Origin of the sequence: Saccharothrix saharensis (genome assembly GCF_006716745.1) — a bacterium.
Classification (GTDB): Bacteria; Actinomycetota; Actinomycetes; order Mycobacteriales; family Pseudonocardiaceae; genus Actinosynnema; species Actinosynnema saharense.
Genome location: NZ_VFPP01000001.1, coordinates 3,370,030 through 3,387,217, shown reverse-complemented (window position 1 = coordinate 3,387,217; position 17,188 = coordinate 3,370,030). Strand labels below are relative to the sequence as shown.

15 protein-coding genes are annotated in these 17,188 nt (G+C 72.2%); 12 read left to right on the top strand and 3 right to left on the bottom strand.

Translation table 11 applies throughout. From position 1 onward, the window contains the following. The first annotated feature begins 239 nt into the window (after positions 1–239). From FHX81_RS14330 to proB, 6 genes are all read left to right on the top strand, one after another. Positions 240–983, top strand: coding sequence for a TIGR03936 family radical SAM-associated protein (locus tag FHX81_RS14330; protein WP_141978639.1), 744 nt, complete (start codon positions 240–242; stop codon positions 981–983). 192 nt (positions 984–1,175) lie between these two features. Beyond that, positions 1,176–4,157, top strand: coding sequence for a translation initiation factor IF-2 N-terminal domain-containing protein (locus tag FHX81_RS14325; RefSeq protein ID WP_141978638.1), 2,982 nt, complete (start codon positions 1,176–1,178; stop codon positions 4,155–4,157). 263 nt (positions 4,158–4,420) lie between these two features. Then, entirely contained in the window at positions 4,421–4,735 is a 315-nt protein-coding gene (rplU, locus tag FHX81_RS14320; protein WP_053722830.1) for a 50S ribosomal protein L21, read from the top strand. Between the two features lie 14 nt (positions 4,736–4,749). After that, entirely contained in the window at positions 4,750–5,013 is a 264-nt protein-coding gene (gene rpmA / locus FHX81_RS14315; RefSeq protein ID WP_073889563.1) for a 50S ribosomal protein L27, read from the top strand. A 95-nt stretch (positions 5,014–5,108) separates the two neighbouring features. Then, positions 5,109–6,581 carry a GTPase ObgE gene (obgE, locus tag FHX81_RS14310; protein ID WP_141978637.1) on the top strand — a complete coding sequence of 491 codons (1,473 nt, stop codon included), beginning with the start codon at positions 5,109–5,111 and terminating at the stop codon, positions 6,579–6,581. After that, complete coding sequence (proB, locus tag FHX81_RS14305) at positions 6,578–7,708, top strand: glutamate 5-kinase (protein WP_141978636.1); 1,131 nt, start codon at positions 6,578–6,580, stop codon at positions 7,706–7,708. The genes obgE and proB overlap by 4 nt, the downstream gene beginning before the upstream one ends. A 374-nt stretch (positions 7,709–8,082) precedes the next feature. On the opposite strand, the gene FHX81_RS14295 is transcribed toward proB, so the two are convergent. The 3 genes from FHX81_RS14295 to FHX81_RS14285 form a co-directional block, all read right to left on the bottom strand. Next, positions 8,083–9,354 (bottom strand): MFS transporter, encoded by a 1,272-nt coding sequence (locus FHX81_RS14295; RefSeq protein ID WP_141978635.1) that lies wholly within the window; start codon positions 9,352–9,354, stop codon positions 8,083–8,085. A gap of 158 nt (positions 9,355–9,512) precedes the next feature. Continuing rightward, positions 9,513–10,049 (bottom strand): GNAT family N-acetyltransferase, encoded by a 537-nt coding sequence (locus tag FHX81_RS14290; protein WP_141978634.1) that lies wholly within the window; start codon positions 10,047–10,049, stop codon positions 9,513–9,515. Between the two features lie 22 nt (positions 10,050–10,071). Next, a complete protein-coding gene (locus FHX81_RS14285) occupies positions 10,072–12,150 on the bottom strand; it encodes a RecQ family ATP-dependent DNA helicase (RefSeq protein WP_141978633.1) in 2,079 nt (692 codons plus the stop codon). A gap of 141 nt (positions 12,151–12,291) precedes the next feature. Between FHX81_RS14285 and FHX81_RS14280 the strand changes: the two genes are divergently transcribed. From FHX81_RS14280 to FHX81_RS14255, 6 genes are all read left to right on the top strand, one after another. After that, a complete protein-coding gene (locus tag FHX81_RS14280) occupies positions 12,292–13,557 on the top strand; it encodes a glutamate-5-semialdehyde dehydrogenase (protein ID WP_211363483.1) in 1,266 nt (421 codons plus the stop codon). Further along, positions 13,554–14,114, top strand: a complete 561-nt coding sequence (locus FHX81_RS14275) for a TetR/AcrR family transcriptional regulator (RefSeq protein WP_141978631.1) — start codon at positions 13,554–13,556, stop codon at positions 14,112–14,114. The genes FHX81_RS14280 and FHX81_RS14275 overlap by 4 nt, the downstream gene beginning before the upstream one ends. 59 nt (positions 14,115–14,173) lie before the next feature. Further along, a complete protein-coding gene (locus tag FHX81_RS14270; protein WP_141978630.1) occupies positions 14,174–15,358 on the top strand; it encodes a cytochrome P450 in 1,185 nt (394 codons plus the stop codon). 4 nt (positions 15,359–15,362) lie between these two features. Beyond that, positions 15,363–15,584 carry a ferredoxin gene (locus tag FHX81_RS14265; protein ID WP_141978629.1) on the top strand — a complete coding sequence of 74 codons (222 nt, stop codon included), beginning with the start codon at positions 15,363–15,365 and terminating at the stop codon, positions 15,582–15,584. 118 nt (positions 15,585–15,702) lie between these two features. Continuing rightward, a complete protein-coding gene (locus FHX81_RS14260) occupies positions 15,703–16,887 on the top strand; it encodes a cytochrome P450 (RefSeq protein WP_141978628.1) in 1,185 nt (394 codons plus the stop codon). 4 nt (positions 16,888–16,891) lie between these two features. Next, positions 16,892–17,113 (top strand): ferredoxin, encoded by a 222-nt coding sequence (locus tag FHX81_RS14255; protein ID WP_141978627.1) that lies wholly within the window; start codon positions 16,892–16,894, stop codon positions 17,111–17,113. The last annotated feature ends 75 nt before the right edge of the window (positions 17,114–17,188 follow it).

Sequence of the window (17,188 nt, the reverse complement as noted above, 5' to 3'; positions counted from 1 at the left end):
GGTGACGGGGGAGCCGTCGGTCCGACGTCGGGGCGAACCGTCGATCGGACTGCTGCTGCCGGACCGTAGCCAGACCCGGCGGGGCAGACAAGCGCAACGGTGCCGAACAGGTCCAAGGTACCGTCCTCGTGGAGTAGGAGCGTGGACCGTTGGGGTGCTCGACCCCGTCACGGGCCACCAGGCACCCAAGGGGAGTAGCTCTGAGCCGCCAGCAGCAGCCCAACCCGTCGGCCGCACCTGTGCAGAAGCTCCGACTGCGCTACGCCAAACGCGGTCGGTTGCGGTTCACGTCACACCGTGACATCGCGCGCACGTTCGAGCGCGCGCTGCGTCGTGCGGGCGTCCCCATGGCCTATTCCCAGGGCTTCAGCCCTCACCCGAAGGTGTCATGGGTGGGCGCGGCGCCGACGGGCGTGGCGAGCGAGGCCGAGTACGTGGAGGTGTCCGTCGTCGACCGGGTCGACCCGGACGCGCTGCGGACCGCGCTGGACGCCGTGCTGCCGCCCGGCCTCGACGTGCTGGAGGTCGTCCAGTCCGCCGGCGGCACGCTGCCCGAGCGGATCGAGGCGAGCGCGTGGCGGGTCGAGCTGCCCGGCGTGTCGCCCGAAGAGCTGACCGAAGCCGTGACCGCGCTGATGGCGTCGGAATCCGTGCAGGTCGAGCGCCTGACCAAGGACGGGAAGAAGATCGTGGACGTGCGGCCGGCGATCGTGTCGGCCGAGGTGGGACCCTCGGCGGGGGCGCATTCGAGCGACGCCGGACACGATGCACGAGATTTGTCACAGCCGTGTGGGATACTCATGACGGTCGTACGGCAGACAACCCCTACCGTGAGACCCGACGACGTGCTGAGCGCGCTCCGAGTCGTCGCCGACCTGGTTCCGCCGGTCCCCGCGAAGGCGACCCGGATGGCGCAGGGGCGGCTGGACGACGAAGGCGGCCTGGTCGACCCGCTTGCCCTGGACAGGGCGGCGGAGGTCTGACCGGGCGGTGATCTTCAGCTTCGCTGACGGCGTCGTCGAAGCAGTATCGGGACCTGCTGTGCCGCGTGCCCCACGGGCGGGCGCCACAGCGCGAGGCAAGGATTCCCGCCGCCAGCCGCGGCGGTGAGTGGACAAGAGAGGCCCCTGCGCGGCCGCGTCGGTTGGGACGCGCCCGGGGGCGGAGGAGCTGCATTGTCGAACACGGAAAAGCCTGCCGGCGCCGCCGGCGGGGGTAACGCCACATCCGCACACCCCGATCTGGCGGATCTGCCCGCCAAGCTGCGGGTGCACGCGTTGGCCAAGCTGCTCGGCGCGAGCAGCAAGGACGTGGTGGCCGCCCTCGCCGACCTGGGCGAGACGGTGAAGGGCGCGCAGTCGAGCGTGAGCCGCGATCTCGCGCTCAAGGTCGCCGAGAGCCTGCTGGGCTGGGACGACATCGTCACCGGAGAGGTGGACGAGCAGACCGAGGAGCCGGTGGCGGTGGCCCGCGAGGTCGCGCCGCTGGTGCCGCTGTTCGCGCCGCCGTCCGCGGTGTTCCTGCCGCCGACCCCGGTGGCCAAGGCCCAGCCGGTCAAGGACGTCCCGGTCGGCCGGGACGAGGACCTCGACGACACCGAGGAAGACACCGACGAGCACGCAGCCGCCGACGACGCCGGCGACGAGGGCGAAGGCCGCCGCCGCCGCCGTCGTGGTCGGCGTGGCCGCGGTCGCGGCAAGGGCGTCGGCGAGGACAACGGCGAGGACGAGCCCGGCGAGGAGCAGGCCGAGGCCGCCGAGGCCGAGGCCGAGCCCGCCGACGAGGCGTCGGCCGACGAGGAGGGCGCGGGCAGCCGTCGCCGCCGGCGTCGCCGCCGCCGCAAGACCGGCGCCGAGGAAGAGGCGGCGCCGAACGAGGACGACCCGCCGAACACGGTCGTCCACGTCCGCGAGCCCGCTCGTGACGCGCGTGACGACAAGGCCGATTCCGAGGCCGCGCAGAACGAGGTGCGCAGCGTCCGCGGGTCGACCCGGTTGGAGGCCAAGCGCCAGCGCCGCCGTGACGGCCGCGAGGCCGGTCGCCGCCGCGCCCCCGTGCTGTCCGAGGCCGAGTTCCTGGCCCGCCGCGAAGCCGTGGAGCGCACGATGGTGGTGCGCGAGCGCGGCGACCGCACGCAGATCGGCGTGCTGGAGGACGGCGTCCTGGTCGAGCACTTCGTGACCTCGTCGGGCAGCGGCTCGCTGGTCGGCAACGTCTACCTCGGCCGGGTGCAGAACGTGCTGCCCTCGATGGAGGCGGCGTTCATCGACATCGGCCGCGGCCGCAACGCGGTGCTGTACGCGGGCGAGGTCGACTGGGACGCGGCCGGCCTGGAGGGCAAGGCCCGCAAGATCGAGCAGGCCCTGTCGACCGGTGACAGCGTGCTCGTGCAGGTCACCAAGGACCCGGTGGGTCACAAGGGCGCCCGGCTGACCACCCAGATCAGCCTGCCCGGCCGCTTCCTGGTCTACGTGCCCGGCGGCGGCGCGACCGGCATCAGCCGCAAGCTGCCCGACAACGAGCGCAAGCGCCTCAAGGACATCCTCAAGCGCGTCGTCCCCGAGGACGCGGGCGTCATCATCCGCACCGCCTCGGAGGGCATCGCCGAGGAGGAGCTGGCCCGCGACGTCACCCGCCTGCAGGCGCAGTGGCAGGTCATCAAGGAGAAGGCCGACGCGCCCAAGGCGCAGGCGCCGCAGTTGCTGTACGAAGAGCCGGACCTGCTGGTGAAGGTCGTGCGCGACCTGTTCACCGAGGACTTCTCCACGCTCGTCGTCCAGGGCTCCGACGCGTGGGAGACCATCGACGGCTACGTGCGGCACGTCGCGCCGGACCTGCAGGAACGGCTGCGCAAGCACGTGGGCAACAGCGACGCGTTCACCGAGTACCGCATCGACGAGCAGCTGCTCAAGGCGCTGGACCGCAAGGTCTGGCTGCCGTCGGGCGGCTACCTGGTCATCGACCGCACCGAGGCGATGACGGTCATCGACGTCAACACCGGCAAGTTCACCGGATCGGGTGGAAATCTCGAGGAGACGGTGACCCGGAACAACCTGGAGGCGGCGGAGGAGATCGTCCGCCAGCTCCGGTTGCGCGACATCGGCGGCATCATCGTGATCGACTTCATCGACATGGTGCTGGAGTCGAACCGCGACCTGGTGCTGCGCCGGCTGACCGAGTGCCTGGGCCGCGACCGCACCCGCCACCAGGTGGCGGAGGTGACGTCGCTGGGCCTGGTGCAGATGACCCGCAAGCGGGTCGGCACCGGCCTGCTGGAGGCGTTCTCCACCACCTGCGAGCACTGCCGCGGGCGTGGCCTGGTCGTGACGACCGAGCCCATGCACGCGCACGGCAACGGCAACGGCAACGGCGGTGGCCAGCCGCAGCAGCAACAGCAGCAGGGTGGCGGCCGCAAGTCGCGCCGCGCCAAGCACGCGGACGTGCCGGAGCCGGTGGCCGAGCAGACCGTGGAGCCGACCGAGGAGCCCGAGGCGATCGCCGAGCAGCCGACGTCGGTCGACCCGGTGGCCGCCGTCGTGGAGGAGGAGGCCGCGCCGGAGACCCCGAAGCGCGACCGCCGCCAGCGCCGCCGGGCCCGCCGCGAGGCCGGCGCGGTCGTGAAGCACGGCGACGAGGAGCCCGTGCCGTCGACGGCCACCGAGCAGTCGGCGCCCGAGCAGTCGGTGTCGGAGCAGCCCGCGGCTCCCCAAGCCGCCCCTGAGCAGCCCGCCCCTGAGCAGCCCGCCACCGAGCTGCCCGCGGTCGAGCGGCCGGTTGCCGCGCAGCCTGCCGCCGCGCAGCCTGTCGGCGAGCAGGACGCTCCCGCTCCGGCCGACCCTGTCGCCGTGGCGGCGGAGCAGCCCGTCGAGACCCCGTCGGCACCCGCCGACGCGCCCGTCACGACCGGTCGCACCCGCCGGCGGGTGACCAAGCCCGCCATGGTGCCCGAGCCCGTCACCCCGCCCGTCGCGGTGGCACCGGTGGAGGTCCCGCCCGTCACCCGGACGAGCGTCGCACCCCCCGCCCAGGTCGCCGAGCAGCCGGTCAACGGCCACGTCGAGCCGAACGCGCCCGCCGTGACCACGCGTCGCCGCACGGCCCGCCGTGCCGCCTCCCGGCCCGCCGGCCCGCCGCTGGACGGCGTCAAGGAGAGCTGACCGGAGACGTCGCACACCCGAACCGCTGCCCGGCCTGGCCGAGCAGCGGTTCGGCGTGTCCGGGCCCGGTTCGGCGCAATCCCGCTGACCAGGTCGAACGCGGTTCACCGACCCCGGTTTGACCACGCCGTGCACCGCCACGTAACCTGATACGCGGCCCGCCATCCGGTGGGCCCTGTCGCGTGAAGCCCAGCTCGCTCGTAGCAGTGCGGCCGAGGCGTGCGCGATCCCGTCCCGTCGAGTAGCAGGAGACTTCCGTCCCGATGTACGCGATCGTCAAGACCGGCGGCAAGCAGTACAAGGTGGCTGTCGGCGACGTCATCGAGGTCGAGAAGCTCGAAGGCGAGCCGGACACCGAGATCACCTTCGCGGCGCCGCTCCTCGTTGTGGACGGCGATGACGTCACCTCCGCGGCAGACGCCCTGGCGAAGTTCTCGGTGACCGGCAAGGTCGTCGAGCAGACCAAGGGCCCCAAGATCCGCATCCACAAGTTCAAGAACAAGACCGGCTACCACAAGCGCCAGGGTCACCGCCAGAAGCTGACCCGCGTCGAGGTCACCGGCATCACCGGTAAGTGAGGATCTGACTAGCCATGGCACACAAGAAGGGTGCGTCCAGCTCCCGCAACGGCCGTGACTCGAACCCCCAGTACCTCGGGGTCAAGCGGTTCGGCGGTCAGGTCGTCAAGGCCGGCGAGATCCTGATCCGCCAGCGCGGCACCAAGTTCCACCCCGGCGTCAACGTCGGCCGCGGCAAGGACGACACGCTGTTCGCGTTGGCGCCCGGTGCGGTCGAGTTCGGCACCAAGCGCGGTCGCAAGACCGTGAACATCGTCCCGGTCGAGGCTGCTGCCTAAGCAGCTCGGGCGAGACGGAACGACCTCCGACGAGGGGCGGGACCGGTGCATTCCGGCTCCCGCCCCTCGTTGCTTCTGCTAGAGAGGAAATCCCCGTGTCCCGCTTTGTCGACCGGGTCGTCATCCACGTCGCCGCAGGGGACGGGGGCAACGGGGTCGCCTCCGTGCACCGCGAGAAGTTCAAGCCGCTGGGCGGCCCGGACGGCGGCAACGGAGGCAAGGGCGGCGACGTCGTGTTGGTCGTCGACTCCCAGGTCCACACGCTCCTGGACTTCCACTTCCGCCCCAACGCCACCGCCGGCAACGGCAAGGGCGGCCAGGGCGGCAACCGCGACGGCGCGAACGGCGCGGACCTCGAACTGCGCGTGCCCGACGGCACCGTCGTGATGACGCCGGACGGCGAGGTGGTCGCGGACCTCGTCGGTGAGGGCACCCGGCTGATCGCCGCCCAGGGCGGCCGCGGCGGTCTCGGCAACGCCTCGCTGGCGTCCAAGGCGCGCAAGGCGCCCGGGTTCGCGCTGCTGGGCGAGCCGGGCGAGCAGCACGACCTCGTGCTGGAGCTGAAGTCCGTCGCCGACGTCGGCCTGCTGGGCTTCCCGTCGGCGGGCAAGTCGTCGCTGATCTCGGTGCTGTCCGCGGCCAAGCCGAAGATCGCCGACTACCCGTTCACCACGCTGGTGCCCAACCTGGGCGTGATCACCGGCGGCGAGACCATCTTCACCATGGCCGACGTGCCCGGCCTGATCCCCGGCGCGTCCGAGGGCAAGGGCCTCGGCCTGGACTTCCTGCGGCACATCGAGCGCTGCGCGGTGCTGGTGCACGTCGTGGACTGCGCCACGTACGAGGCGGACCGCGACCCGCTGTCGGACATCGACGCGCTGGAGGAGGAGCTGGCCAAGTACACCCCCTCCCTGGCCGACGACCTGGCCGAACGGCCGCGCGTCGTGGTGCTGAACAAGATCGACGTGCCGGAGGCGCGCGACCTGGCGGAGCTGGTGCGCCCGGACATCGAGGCGCGCGGCCTGCCGGTGTTCGAGGTGTCCACCGCCAGCCGTGAGGGGCTGCGCGAGCTGACGTTCGCGTTGGCGCGCGTGGTGGAGGAGTACCGGGCGGCGAAGCCGAAGCAGGAGTCGACCCGGATCGTGCTGCGGCCCAGGGCCGTGGACGACCAGGGCTTCACCGTGGTGGAGGACTCGCAGACCGAGGGCGGCTTCATCGTGCGCGGCGAGCGGCCCGAGCGGTGGATCCGGCAGACCGACTTCAGCAACGACGAGGCCGTCGGCTACCTGGCCGACCGGCTCGCCCGCCTCGGCGTCGAGGAGAAGCTGGTCAAGATGGGTGCCGAGCCGGGCTGCCAGGTCACCATCGGCGACCTGGTGTTCGACTGGGAGCCGACGACGCCCTCGGGCATCGCGATGACCATGAGCGGCCGGGGCACGGACGCGCGGCTCGAGGCGAACAACCGCGTCGGCGCGTCGGAGCGGCTGGCGGCGAAGAAGGCCCGCCGCATCCCCGGCCCGGCCGGGTCCGACGTGGCGGACGAGTTCGAAGAGGACGACGACGAGTGATCGGTTCGGTGGCGGCGTCGCCGGCCCGGCAGGCGGTGTCCGCGGCGTCTCGGGTCGTGGTGAAGGTCGGGTCGTCGTCGTTGACCACCGCCGCGGGCGGGTTGGACCGTTCGCGGCTGGACGCGCTGGTGGACGCGGTCGCGGCGCGGTGCGCGGCGGGCAGCCAGGTGGTGCTGGTGTCGTCGGGCGCCATCGCGGCCGGCCTCGCGCCGCTGGGCGTGACGCGGCGGCCCCGTGACCTGGCCACGCAGCAGGCGGCGGCGAGCGTCGGGCAGTTGGCGCTGGCGCACGCGTACGCGCACTCGTTCGGGCGGTTCTCGCTCACCGTCGGGCAGGTGCTGCTGACGGCGGACGACGTGGTGCGGCGGTCGCACTACCGCAACGCGCAGCGCACGTTCTCCCGGTTGCTGGCGCTGGGCGCGGTGCCCGTGGTGAACGAGAACGACACGGTGGCCACCGAGGAGATCCGGTTCGGCGACAACGACCGGCTGGCCGCGCTGGTGGCGCACCTGGTCGGCGCGGACGCGTTGTTCCTGCTCTCCGACGTGGACGCGCTCTACGACGGCGATCCGCGCCAACCGGGCGCGCAACGCGTCACCGAGGTGGCCGGCGCCTCCGACGTGGACGGTGTGCGGGCCGGTTCGGTCGGGTCGTCGGGGCTGGGCACCGGCGGCATGGCGTCGAAGCTGGCAGCGGCCCGGTTGGCGGCGTCGGCGGGCATCCCCGTGCTGCTGGCGGGTGCGGCCGACGCGGCGCGGGCGTTGAGCACGGCCGACGTCGGCACGGCGTTCGCCGTGACCGGTCCGCGGCTGTCCGCGCGCCGGTTCTGGCTCGGTCACGCGGCCGACGCGACCGGCAGGCTGGTGCTGGACGACGGCGCGGTGGCCGCGGTCGTGGGACGGCGGCGGTCGCTGCTGGCGGCGGGCATCACGGGTGTCGAGGGCGCGTTCGAGGCGGGTGACGTGGTCGAGCTGGTCGACCTGTCCGGGCACGTGGTGGCGCGCGGCGTGGTCGGGTTCGACGCGGCCGAGCTGCCCGCGTTGATCGGCCGCAAGACCAGCGACCTGCCGGCCGAGCAGCGCCGGGAGGTCGTGCACGCCGACGACCTGGTGCCGCTGCAAGCTTAGGCGCGGTCGCGCAGCCACCGACCGGCCGCCCGCCAGATCACGTGCGGGGCGACGTCGGTGTGCCAGATGGTGGCGCGGGTGGTGCCGAGTTCCGATACTGGCACATGATCGCCACCGGCGCGGGCAGCCCGATGAAGCCGCACCCGGCACCTGTTCACGCCACGCCGACACCGAGCCCAGCGGCTTGCGGAGCGGTTCGGCCCACAGCCACATGCCCACCGCGCCGATCGAGCGCGACCACTCCCGGCTGAGCGCGGAGGAACGGCGCGATCCGGCGCAGGGAGGACGGCTCCTGGCCGACCCCCCCGGGCCGCCGCACCGCGATCCCGACCGCCCTGCGTGACCTGTCCGGCGAGCCGCTGACCCGCTGCGGACTAGCGCAGCTCGCTGCCCTTCGTCTCCGGCATCGAGAGGATCACGAAGAACGCGATCGCGGCACCGGCCGCGACGTAGAAGAAGAACGTGCTGCCCGGCAACCACTGGATCACCAGCGGCGCGGTGCCGCCGAACAGCGCCACGGTCAGGTTGTACCAGGAGCCGATGCCCAGGGCGCGCAGCTCGGTCGGGAACAGCTCGCTCATCACGGCGGGCGCGATCGACGTCATGGCCGTGTACAGGCCCAGTCCCACGCAGAACACCAGCAGCAGGTTGCCCACGCCCGGCCCGATCAACGTGGACAGCGGCACCACCAGCACCGCCGTCGCCGCCGACCAGGCCAGCAGTTGGGGCTTGCGGCCGAACCGGTCCGACAGCGCGCCCATCGGGTACTGCAGCAGGATGAACAGACCCGTCGCTATCGACAGGGCGAGGAACACGTCCCCGGCGTCCGCACCCCGCTTGGCCACCGCGAACGGCGTCAGCGCGCTGAAGAACGTGTAGTAGCACAACGTCGACAGCATGGTGAAGCCCACGAGCCGCCCGACCGCCTTGGGGTGCTCGCGCAGCGTCAGCAGCAGCGGGCGCTTGAGCTGCTGCGCCTTCGCCTTGTTGTGCTCGAACTGCTCGGTCTCCTCCAGGCTGCGCCGCATCCACAGGCCGACCAGGCCGAGCACGCCGCCGACCAGGAACGGGATGCGCCAGCCGTAGGACGCCAGTTCGGCCTTGTCGAGCGTGCGGGCCAGCACGTACCCGAGCAGTGACGCGGTCAGCACCGCGACACCCGTGGAGATGTAGAAGAACGCCGAGTACCGCCCCCGCCGGTGCGCCGGCGCGATCTCCGCCAGGTACGCCGAGGCGTTGGAGACCTCACCGCCCAGCGACAGGCCCTGTGCGACGCGGGCCAGCAGCAGCAGGATCGGCGCCAGCCACCCCACCTGCGCGTAGGTGGGCAGCAGACCGATGGCGACCGAACCGCCGGCCATCAGGATGATGGTCAGCAGCATCGCCGTCCGCCGCCCGCGCAGGTCGGCGAACCGCCCGAGCAGGTACCCGCCCAACGGCCGGAAGAAGAACGCGATCGCGTACGCCGCGAGCGTGTTGATCAACGCGAGCCGCGGGTTGTCCTTGGGGAAGACCTGGGTGGCGAAGTAGATCGAGAACGTGGCGTAGATGGTCCAGTCGTACCACTCGATCGCGTTCCCGATGCTCGCCGCGACGAGCTTGCGGATGGGCAGGCGGTGCTGGGTCTCGGTCTCCAGGGCAGCCATGGGTGGACACAACCACAAAGCAACCGAAGCCGGTAGATCCCTCACCGAACCCCGTTGTGCTCACCTCGCCGTGCCGTTCGCGGCCTCCCGCCCACGGCCGGTGACCACGCAAGTGGTGCCCGCTCGGGTATCCGCCCGCGATGCGCGAGCCTTCGCCGTCACGGCATCGCCGCCCGCCACTCGGCGGCCAGCAGGCCGAACAGCAAGTCGTCCGTCCACTCTCCCTTCAGCCACGTGTTCTGCACCCGGTGCCCCTCCTGCCGGAACCCGAGCTTGGTCAGCAGCCGCGCCGACCGGACGTTGCGGGCGTCGCACTCGGCGGACACCCGGTGCAGTCCGCGCGTCTCGAACAGGTACGCCAGCACCCGCCCCACTGCTTCCGCCGCGTACCCGCGCCCCTGGTGCGCGGTCGCCAGCGTGTACCCGATGTCGGCCTGCATCCGGTTCTCGTGCAACCCCACGCCGACATCGCCGACGAGCGTCCCGCCCGCCTCGACCGCGAACTGGTACCAGCCCGGTGCGGTCGGGTCGGCCGTGGCGACGTCCCGCACGAACTCCTCGGCCTGAGCCAAGGTGAACGGCGCTTCCCAACCCTGGTACCGGGCCACGTCCGGGTCCGACCGGTACGCGGCGAGCCCCGGCGCGTCGGCCGCGGTGAAAGGCCGCAGCACCAACCGTTCCGTCGTCAGTCCCACCCCGTCGTCCCCACCTCCTCCGTCACGCTGTCACCGCCAACGCGAACGGCAGCACCGCCGACGCACCCGCCCGCCTCAGCAGCCGTGCGGCGACCGTCACCGTCCACCCGGTGTCGACCTGGTCGTCCACCAGCAGCACCGGACCGTCCACACCGGACAGGTCCGGCACGTCCGTCTCGCGCACCAACCCCGCCAACCGCTGCGCGCTGTTGGCCCGACGCGCCGCCTCGCCCAGCCACACCTGCCCGAGCAGCGGCAACCGGCCGACCTCCGCGATCCGCCGCCCGAAGCTGCCCACCAGTGCCGGCCTGGTCCGCGACCCGACCGTCACCACGCCCACCGGCCGGTCCGCCCAACCCCACGCGGACAGCACCTTCACGCACGCGGCGAACACGTCCTCGGGGATCTCCTGGTCTTCCCCCGCGAACAGCGACCGCAACCGGTTGCCCCACCCGATGTCGGTCAACCGGCCCAGCGCCCGCCCCGTGGCCGCCAGCTCGCCCGCCGGGATCTTCCCGGACAACGACACCCCGGCCGCCGCCATCCCGGTCGGCCACATCTTGCGCGGCTCCACCTCGACGCCGGGCCGCAGCAGCCGTTCCCGGGCCGCCGACGCCGCCGCGTCCGACACCTCCGCCGACGGCCGCTCCCCGGTGCAGTTGTCGCACCGCCCGCACGGCGCCGCGTGCGGGTCGTCCAACTGCCGCAGCAGGAACTCCATGCGGCAGCCGTCGGTGGCCAGGTAGTCCAGCACCGCCTGCCGCTCCACCCGCCGCGCCGCCTCGATCCGCTCGTACCGCTCGGCGTCGTAGGACCACGGTCGCCCCGTCGACACCCACCCGCCGCGCACCCGCCGCACGGCACCGTCCACGTCGAGCACCTTCAACACCACTTCCAGCCGGGTGCGCGACAGCTCGACCACCGGCTCCAGCGCCGCCGTCGACATCGGCCGGTCCGCCGGCAGCGCGTCGAGCACCTGCCGCACCACGTGCTCCGGGGGGAACGCCAGCGACGCGAAGTACGCCCAGATGTCCTTGTCCTCGGGGCCCGGCAGCAACAGCACCTCGGCCCGCTCCACACCACGCCCGGCCCGGCCGATCTGCTGGTAGTAGGCGATGGGGGAAGGCGGTGCGCCCAGGTGCACCACGAACCCCAGGTCCGGTTTGTCGAACCCCATGCCCAGCGCCGACGTCGCCACCAACGCCTTGACCCGGTTCGCCAGCAGGTCCTCCTCGGCTCGCTGCCGCTCGGCCGGGTCGGTGCGCCCCGAGTACGCCGCCACCTCGTAGCCCCGTTCCCGCAGGAACGCCGCCACGTCGTCCGCCGAGGCCACCGTGAGCGTGTAGATGATCCCCGAGCCGGGCAGCCGCTCCAGCCGCTCGGCCAGCCACCCCAGCCTGGCCTCGGCGGTCGGCAGCCGCACGGCCGACAGCCGCAGGCTCTCCCGGTCCAACGGCCCGCGCAGCACCAGCGCGTCCGTGCCCGCGCCCAGCCCCAACTGGTCCGCCACGTCCCGCACCACCCGGTTGTTCGCCGTGGCCGTCGTGGCGAGCACCGGCACGCCGGCCGGCAGCTCGGTCAGCAACGTCCGCAGCCGTCGGTAGTCCGGCCGGAAGTCGTGGCCCCAGTCGGAGATGCAGTGCGCCTCGTCCACCACCAGCAGCCCCGCCGACGCGGTCAGCGACGGCAGCACCGTGTCCCGGAAGTCCGGGTTGTTCAGCCGCTCCGGCGAGACCAGCAGCACGTCCACCTCACCGGCCGCCACCCGGTCCTGCACGTCCTGCCACTCGTCGGTGTTGGCCGAGTTGATCGTCGCCGCGTGCACCCCCGCCCGCGCGGCGGCGTCGACCTGGTTGCGCATCAGCGCCAGCAACGGCGACACGATCACCGTCGGCCCCTCGCCCAGGGACCGCAGCAACGCCGTGGCGATGAAGTACACGGCGGACTTGCCCCACCCCGTGCGCTGCACCACCAGCGCCCGCCGCCGTTGGGACACCAGTGCGTGGATGGCCGTCCACTGGTCGTCACGCAGGACCGCCCGAGGGCCCGCCAAAGCCCTCAGTCGCTCCTCGGCCAGTTCCCGCAACGCGCTGTCGTCCATGGCGACACAGTGGCAGACCGCCCCGACAAGACGGACACCTGTGCGACGGTCCCAGCCGCAGCTTCACCCGGACGTGGTGGGACGTCCGTTCCTCGGGAACCTCGGCGACAGCCGCGGCCGGGTGACCGTAGGCTGGACGACGTGACTGATGACCTGCGCGAACAGGTGCACGCCGCGGCTCGGCGCGCCCGTGTCGCCGCCAACGAGCTCGTCCTCGCCACCCGCCAGAGCAAGGACGCCGCACTGCACGAGATGGCCACCGCGCTGCGCACCCGCGCCGCCGAGGTGCTCGAAGCCAACGCCAAGGACCTCGAAGCGGGTCGCGCCGCGGGCCTCACGCAAGGCCTGCTGGACCGCCTCACGCTCACCGAGGCGCGCGTCGACGGCGTCGCCCGGGGCCTCGAGACCGTCGCCGGCCTCGCGGACCCGGTCGGCGAGGTGCTGCGCGGCTCGATCCTGCCGAACGGCCTGGAGCTGAAGCAGGTCCGCGTCCCGATGGGCGTGGTCGGCATGGTCTACGAGGCGCGCCCGAACGTCACCGTGGACGCGGCCGGCCTGGCGCTGAAGTCCGGCAACGCGGCCCTGCTGCGCGGCTCGTCCACCGCCGAGCACTCGAACACCGCGCTGGTCGCGATCCTGCGCGACGCCCTGGAGGCCGCCGGCCTGCCCGCCGACGCCGTGCAGCTCCTGCCGTGCCACGACCGCGCCTCGGTCACCCACCTGATCACCGCGCGCGGCCTGGTCGACCTGGTCATCCCGCGCGGCGGCGCCGGTCTGATCAACGCCGTCGTGCAGCAGGCCACCGTGCCGACCATCGAGACCGGTGTGGGCAACGTGCACGTGTACGTGGACGCGAGCGCCGACCTCGACATGGCGCAGCGCATCGTGCTCAACTCCAAGACCCGCCGCACGAGCGTGTGCAACGCGGCCGAGTCGCTGCTGGTGCACGCCGACATCGCGGACGAGTTCGTGCCCCGCATCACCGACGCTTTGAACGCGCAGGACGTCACCATCCACGGCGACGAGCGGTTCGCGCGCGACCCGAGGGTCCAGGCCGCCACCGACTCCGACTGGGACACCGAGTACCTGTCGCTGGACATCGCCGCCCGCGTGGTCGGCTCGATCGACGAGGCCATCGAGCACATCGCCGAGCACGGCTCCGGTCACACCGAGGCCATCGTGACCAGCGACCTCGCCGCGGCGCGCCGGTTCACCGCGCGCGTCGACGCGGCGGCGGTCATGGTCAACGCCTCGACCGCGTTCACCGACGGCGGCGAGTTCGGCATGGGCGCGGAGATCGGCATCTCCACCCAGAAGCTGCACGCCCGCGGTCCGATGGGGCTGACCGAGCTGACCTCGTCCAAGTGGGTGGTCTGGGGCGAGGGGCACGTCCGGCCGACGTCGTGAGCAGGCCCAGGGACGCCGCCGCGACCAAGGCGGCGTTGCTGGACGCCGCGACGAAGCTGTTCGGCGAGCGCGGGTTCGACCGCACCACGGTGCGCGACATCGCGAGCCTGGCGGGCGTGAACCAGGCCCTGCTGTTCCGCTACTACGGCAGCAAGGACGCCCTGTTCGCGACCGTGCTCGCCACGCAGAGCCGCGAGCTGCTGGAGGACTCGCCCGCCGAGCACCTGCTGCGCAACGTGCTGCTGCGGATGATGGAGGAGAAGCCGAGGCCCGAGGACCACCCGTTGTACGCGGTGCTGCGGTCGTCCCACCACGACTCGGCCGCGGAGGTCGTGCGCCGGCAACTGGGGGAGGAGTACGCGCGCGCTCTGTCGTCCCTTACGGACGCCGCGGACGCGGAGTTGCGCGCGGACCTCGTCCTGGCGTGGGTCGTGGGCATCGGTGTGCTGCGCAGCGTGTTCGGCAAGCAGCCCCTGGCGGACGCGGACGCGTCCACCGTGGCGGCCCTGGTGACCCGGGCGTCGTCCGTCCTGTTGGAGCACACCGATACCGGTTGACGGTCTGTAACGATCTGCCTACTGTCGGATGTAAGCGAATGCTTACATGGGGGTAGACGATGGAGACCAGGGCTTATCCGTTCGCCGAGCTCGACCACTTGCAGATCAATCCCGTGTACTTCGAGCTGCAACGGGACGAGCCGGTGGCCAGGGTGCGGCTGCCCTACGGCGGTGAGGGGTGGCTGGCCACGCGGTACGAGGACGTCAAGACCGTCCTGGCGGACCCGAGGTTCAGCCGCGCGGCCGTGATGGAGCCGGGCGCCGACGTGCCGCGCACGCTGCCCACGATGCCGACCGAGACGAACATCCTGAGCATGGACCCGCCGGACCACACGCGGCTGCGCAAGCTGGTCGCGAAGGGGTTCACCGCGCGGCGCACCGAGCAGCTGCGCGAGCGCGCCCAGGAGATCGTGGACGGCCTGCTGGACGCGATGCGGGAGCAGGGGCCGCCGGCCGACCTGGTCGAGGCGCTGGCCATGCCGCTGCCCATCACGATCATCTGCGAGATGCTGGGCGTGCCGTTCGACGACCGCGGCCAGTTCCGCGCCTGGTCGGAGGCGGCGGTGGCGATCACCGCGTTCACCCACGAGGAGATCCTGAAGGCCAACGAGGCGTTGCGCGGCTACATCGGCGAGCTGGTCGCCCGCAAGCGCGCCGAACCGACCGACGACATGCTGTCCGTGCTCATCGCGGCACGGGACAACGAGGACCGGCTCAGCGAGGAGGAGCTGGTCTCGTTCGGGGTGACGCTGCTGGTGGCGGGCCACGAGACCACCGCGAACCAGATCGGCAACTTCGCCTTCCACCTGCTGCGCATGCCGGACCGGCTGGCCGAGCTGCGGGCCGACCCGTCGCTGGTGCCCGCCGCGATCGAGGAGCTGCTGCGGTTCACCGCGCTGGGTGGTTCGGCGGGCTTCCCCCGGATCGCGACGGCCGAGGTGGAGCTGTCCGGCGTGACGATCAAGCCGGGCGAGGCGGTGTTCGTCAACAACGTGACGGCGAACCGCGACCCCGAGGTGTTCGCCAACCCGCACGAGGTGGACTTCCACCGCGAGCACAACCCGCACATCATGTTCGGCCACGGCGCGCACCACTGCATCGGCGCGCCACTGGCCCGGATGGAGCTGCAAGTGGCCATCGGGACGCTGCTCGAGCGGTTCCCGTCGCTGGAACTGGACGGCGACGTGACGTTCAAGAAGGGCCGGCTCATCCGCGGCCCGCAGGCCCTGCCGGTGAGGTGGTGACCCGATGAGCGAGTGGACGATCGCGGTCGACCGCGGCGCGTGCATGGGCACCGGGATGTGCACCTCGATCGCGCCGGACCACTTCCGCCTGGACGGTGGCACGTCCACGCCGGTCAAGGTGGACGTCGACCCGGACGACGCGGTGATCGACGCGGCCGAGTCGTGCCCCATGGAGGCGATCCTGGTGCGTTCGGCGGACGGTTCGGTGCTCGCGCCGCAGCTCTAGCGGACGACCGCTCCGCAGCGCCGCCGGTGAAAGCCGTAGCGGCGTTGCGGAGCACGTCCCGCGGCACGGGGCGGGTGCCTACTGTCGGCGGGGACGATCACCGGCAGGGGGAGTGTCGATGCAGGTCAGGCCCTATCCGTTCCCCGAGCCCGACGACCTCGACGTCCACGAGACCTACCTGGAGCTGCAACGGGACGAGCCGGTGGCGAGGGTGCGCCTGCCGTACGGCCGGGAGGCCTGGCTGGTGACCCGCTACGCCGACGCGAAGGTCGTGCTGGCCGACCCGAGGTTCAGCCGCGCCCCGGTGATGGACGCCGACTACGACCCGCCGCGGACCATGCCCGAGGTGCCGGGCATCACCACGATCCTGAGCATGGACCCGCCGGAGCACACCCGGCTGCGCCGGATCCTGGCCAAGGCGTTCACCGCCCGTCGCACCGGCCAGTTGCGCGAGCGCGCCCAGGAGATCGTGGACGGCCTGCTGGACGCGATGCAGGAGCAGGGGCCGCCCGCCGACCTGGTGGACGCGCTGGCCATGCCGGTCGCCATCACGCTCATCAGCGAGATGCTGGGCGTGCCGGCGCTGGACCGGGCCCAGTTCCGCGCGTGGTCGGACGCGGCGGTGGCGATCACCGCGTTCACCGTGCCCGAGATCGAGGCCGCGGCGGCGTCGCTGCGCGCCTACATCCGCGACCTGGTCGAGGACAAGCGCAAGAACCCCGCCGACGACATGCTCACCGTGCTGGTGCACGCGCACGACAACGACGACCGGCTCACCGAGGAGGAGCTGGTGTCGTTCGGCGTCACGCTGCTCATCGCCGGGCACGAGACGACCGGCAGCGAGATCGGCAACTTCGTCCACCAGCTGCTGACCCACCCGGACCGGCTGGCCGAGCTGCGCGCCGACCCGTCGTTGCTGCCCGCCGCGGTCGAGGAGCTGCTGCGGATCACGAAGCTGTCCGGTGCACCGGGCTTCCCCCGCATCGCCACCGCCGACGTCGAGCTGTCGGGCGTGACCATCCGCGCGGGTGAGGCGGTGTTCGTGGACGGTCTGGTGGCCAACCGCGACCCGGCCGTGTTCCCGAACCCGCACGAGCTGGACTTCCACCGGCCGCACAACCCGCACTTCGCGTTCGGCCACGGCGTGCACCACTGCATCGGCGCGCCCTTGGCAAGGATGGAGTTGCAGGTGTCCATTTCGACCTTGCTCAATAGGTTTCCGCACCTGGAGTTGGCCGACGACGTGGTGTTCAAGAAGGGCAGACTGGTGCGAGGCCCCGAACGCCTGATGGTGAGGTGGTAGACCGATGAGCGAGTGGACCATCGAGGTCGACCGGGGCGCCTGCCTCGGCACCGGCATGTGCAGCTCGATCGCGCCGGGCCATTTCCAGCTCGAAGGCGGTACGTCCACGCCGGTCAAAGCGGACGTGGACCCGGACGACGCGGTGATCGACGCGGCCGAGTCGTGCCCCATGGAGGCGATCCTGGTGCGGTCCGCGGACGGCTCGGTGCTCGCTCCGCAGCTGTAGGGAAAAAGTTCCGCCAATCGCGTCATGGCCGCGTGACGTGCGCGTTCCTCTTCCGTGCGGCCCTGTGTTCGGGGT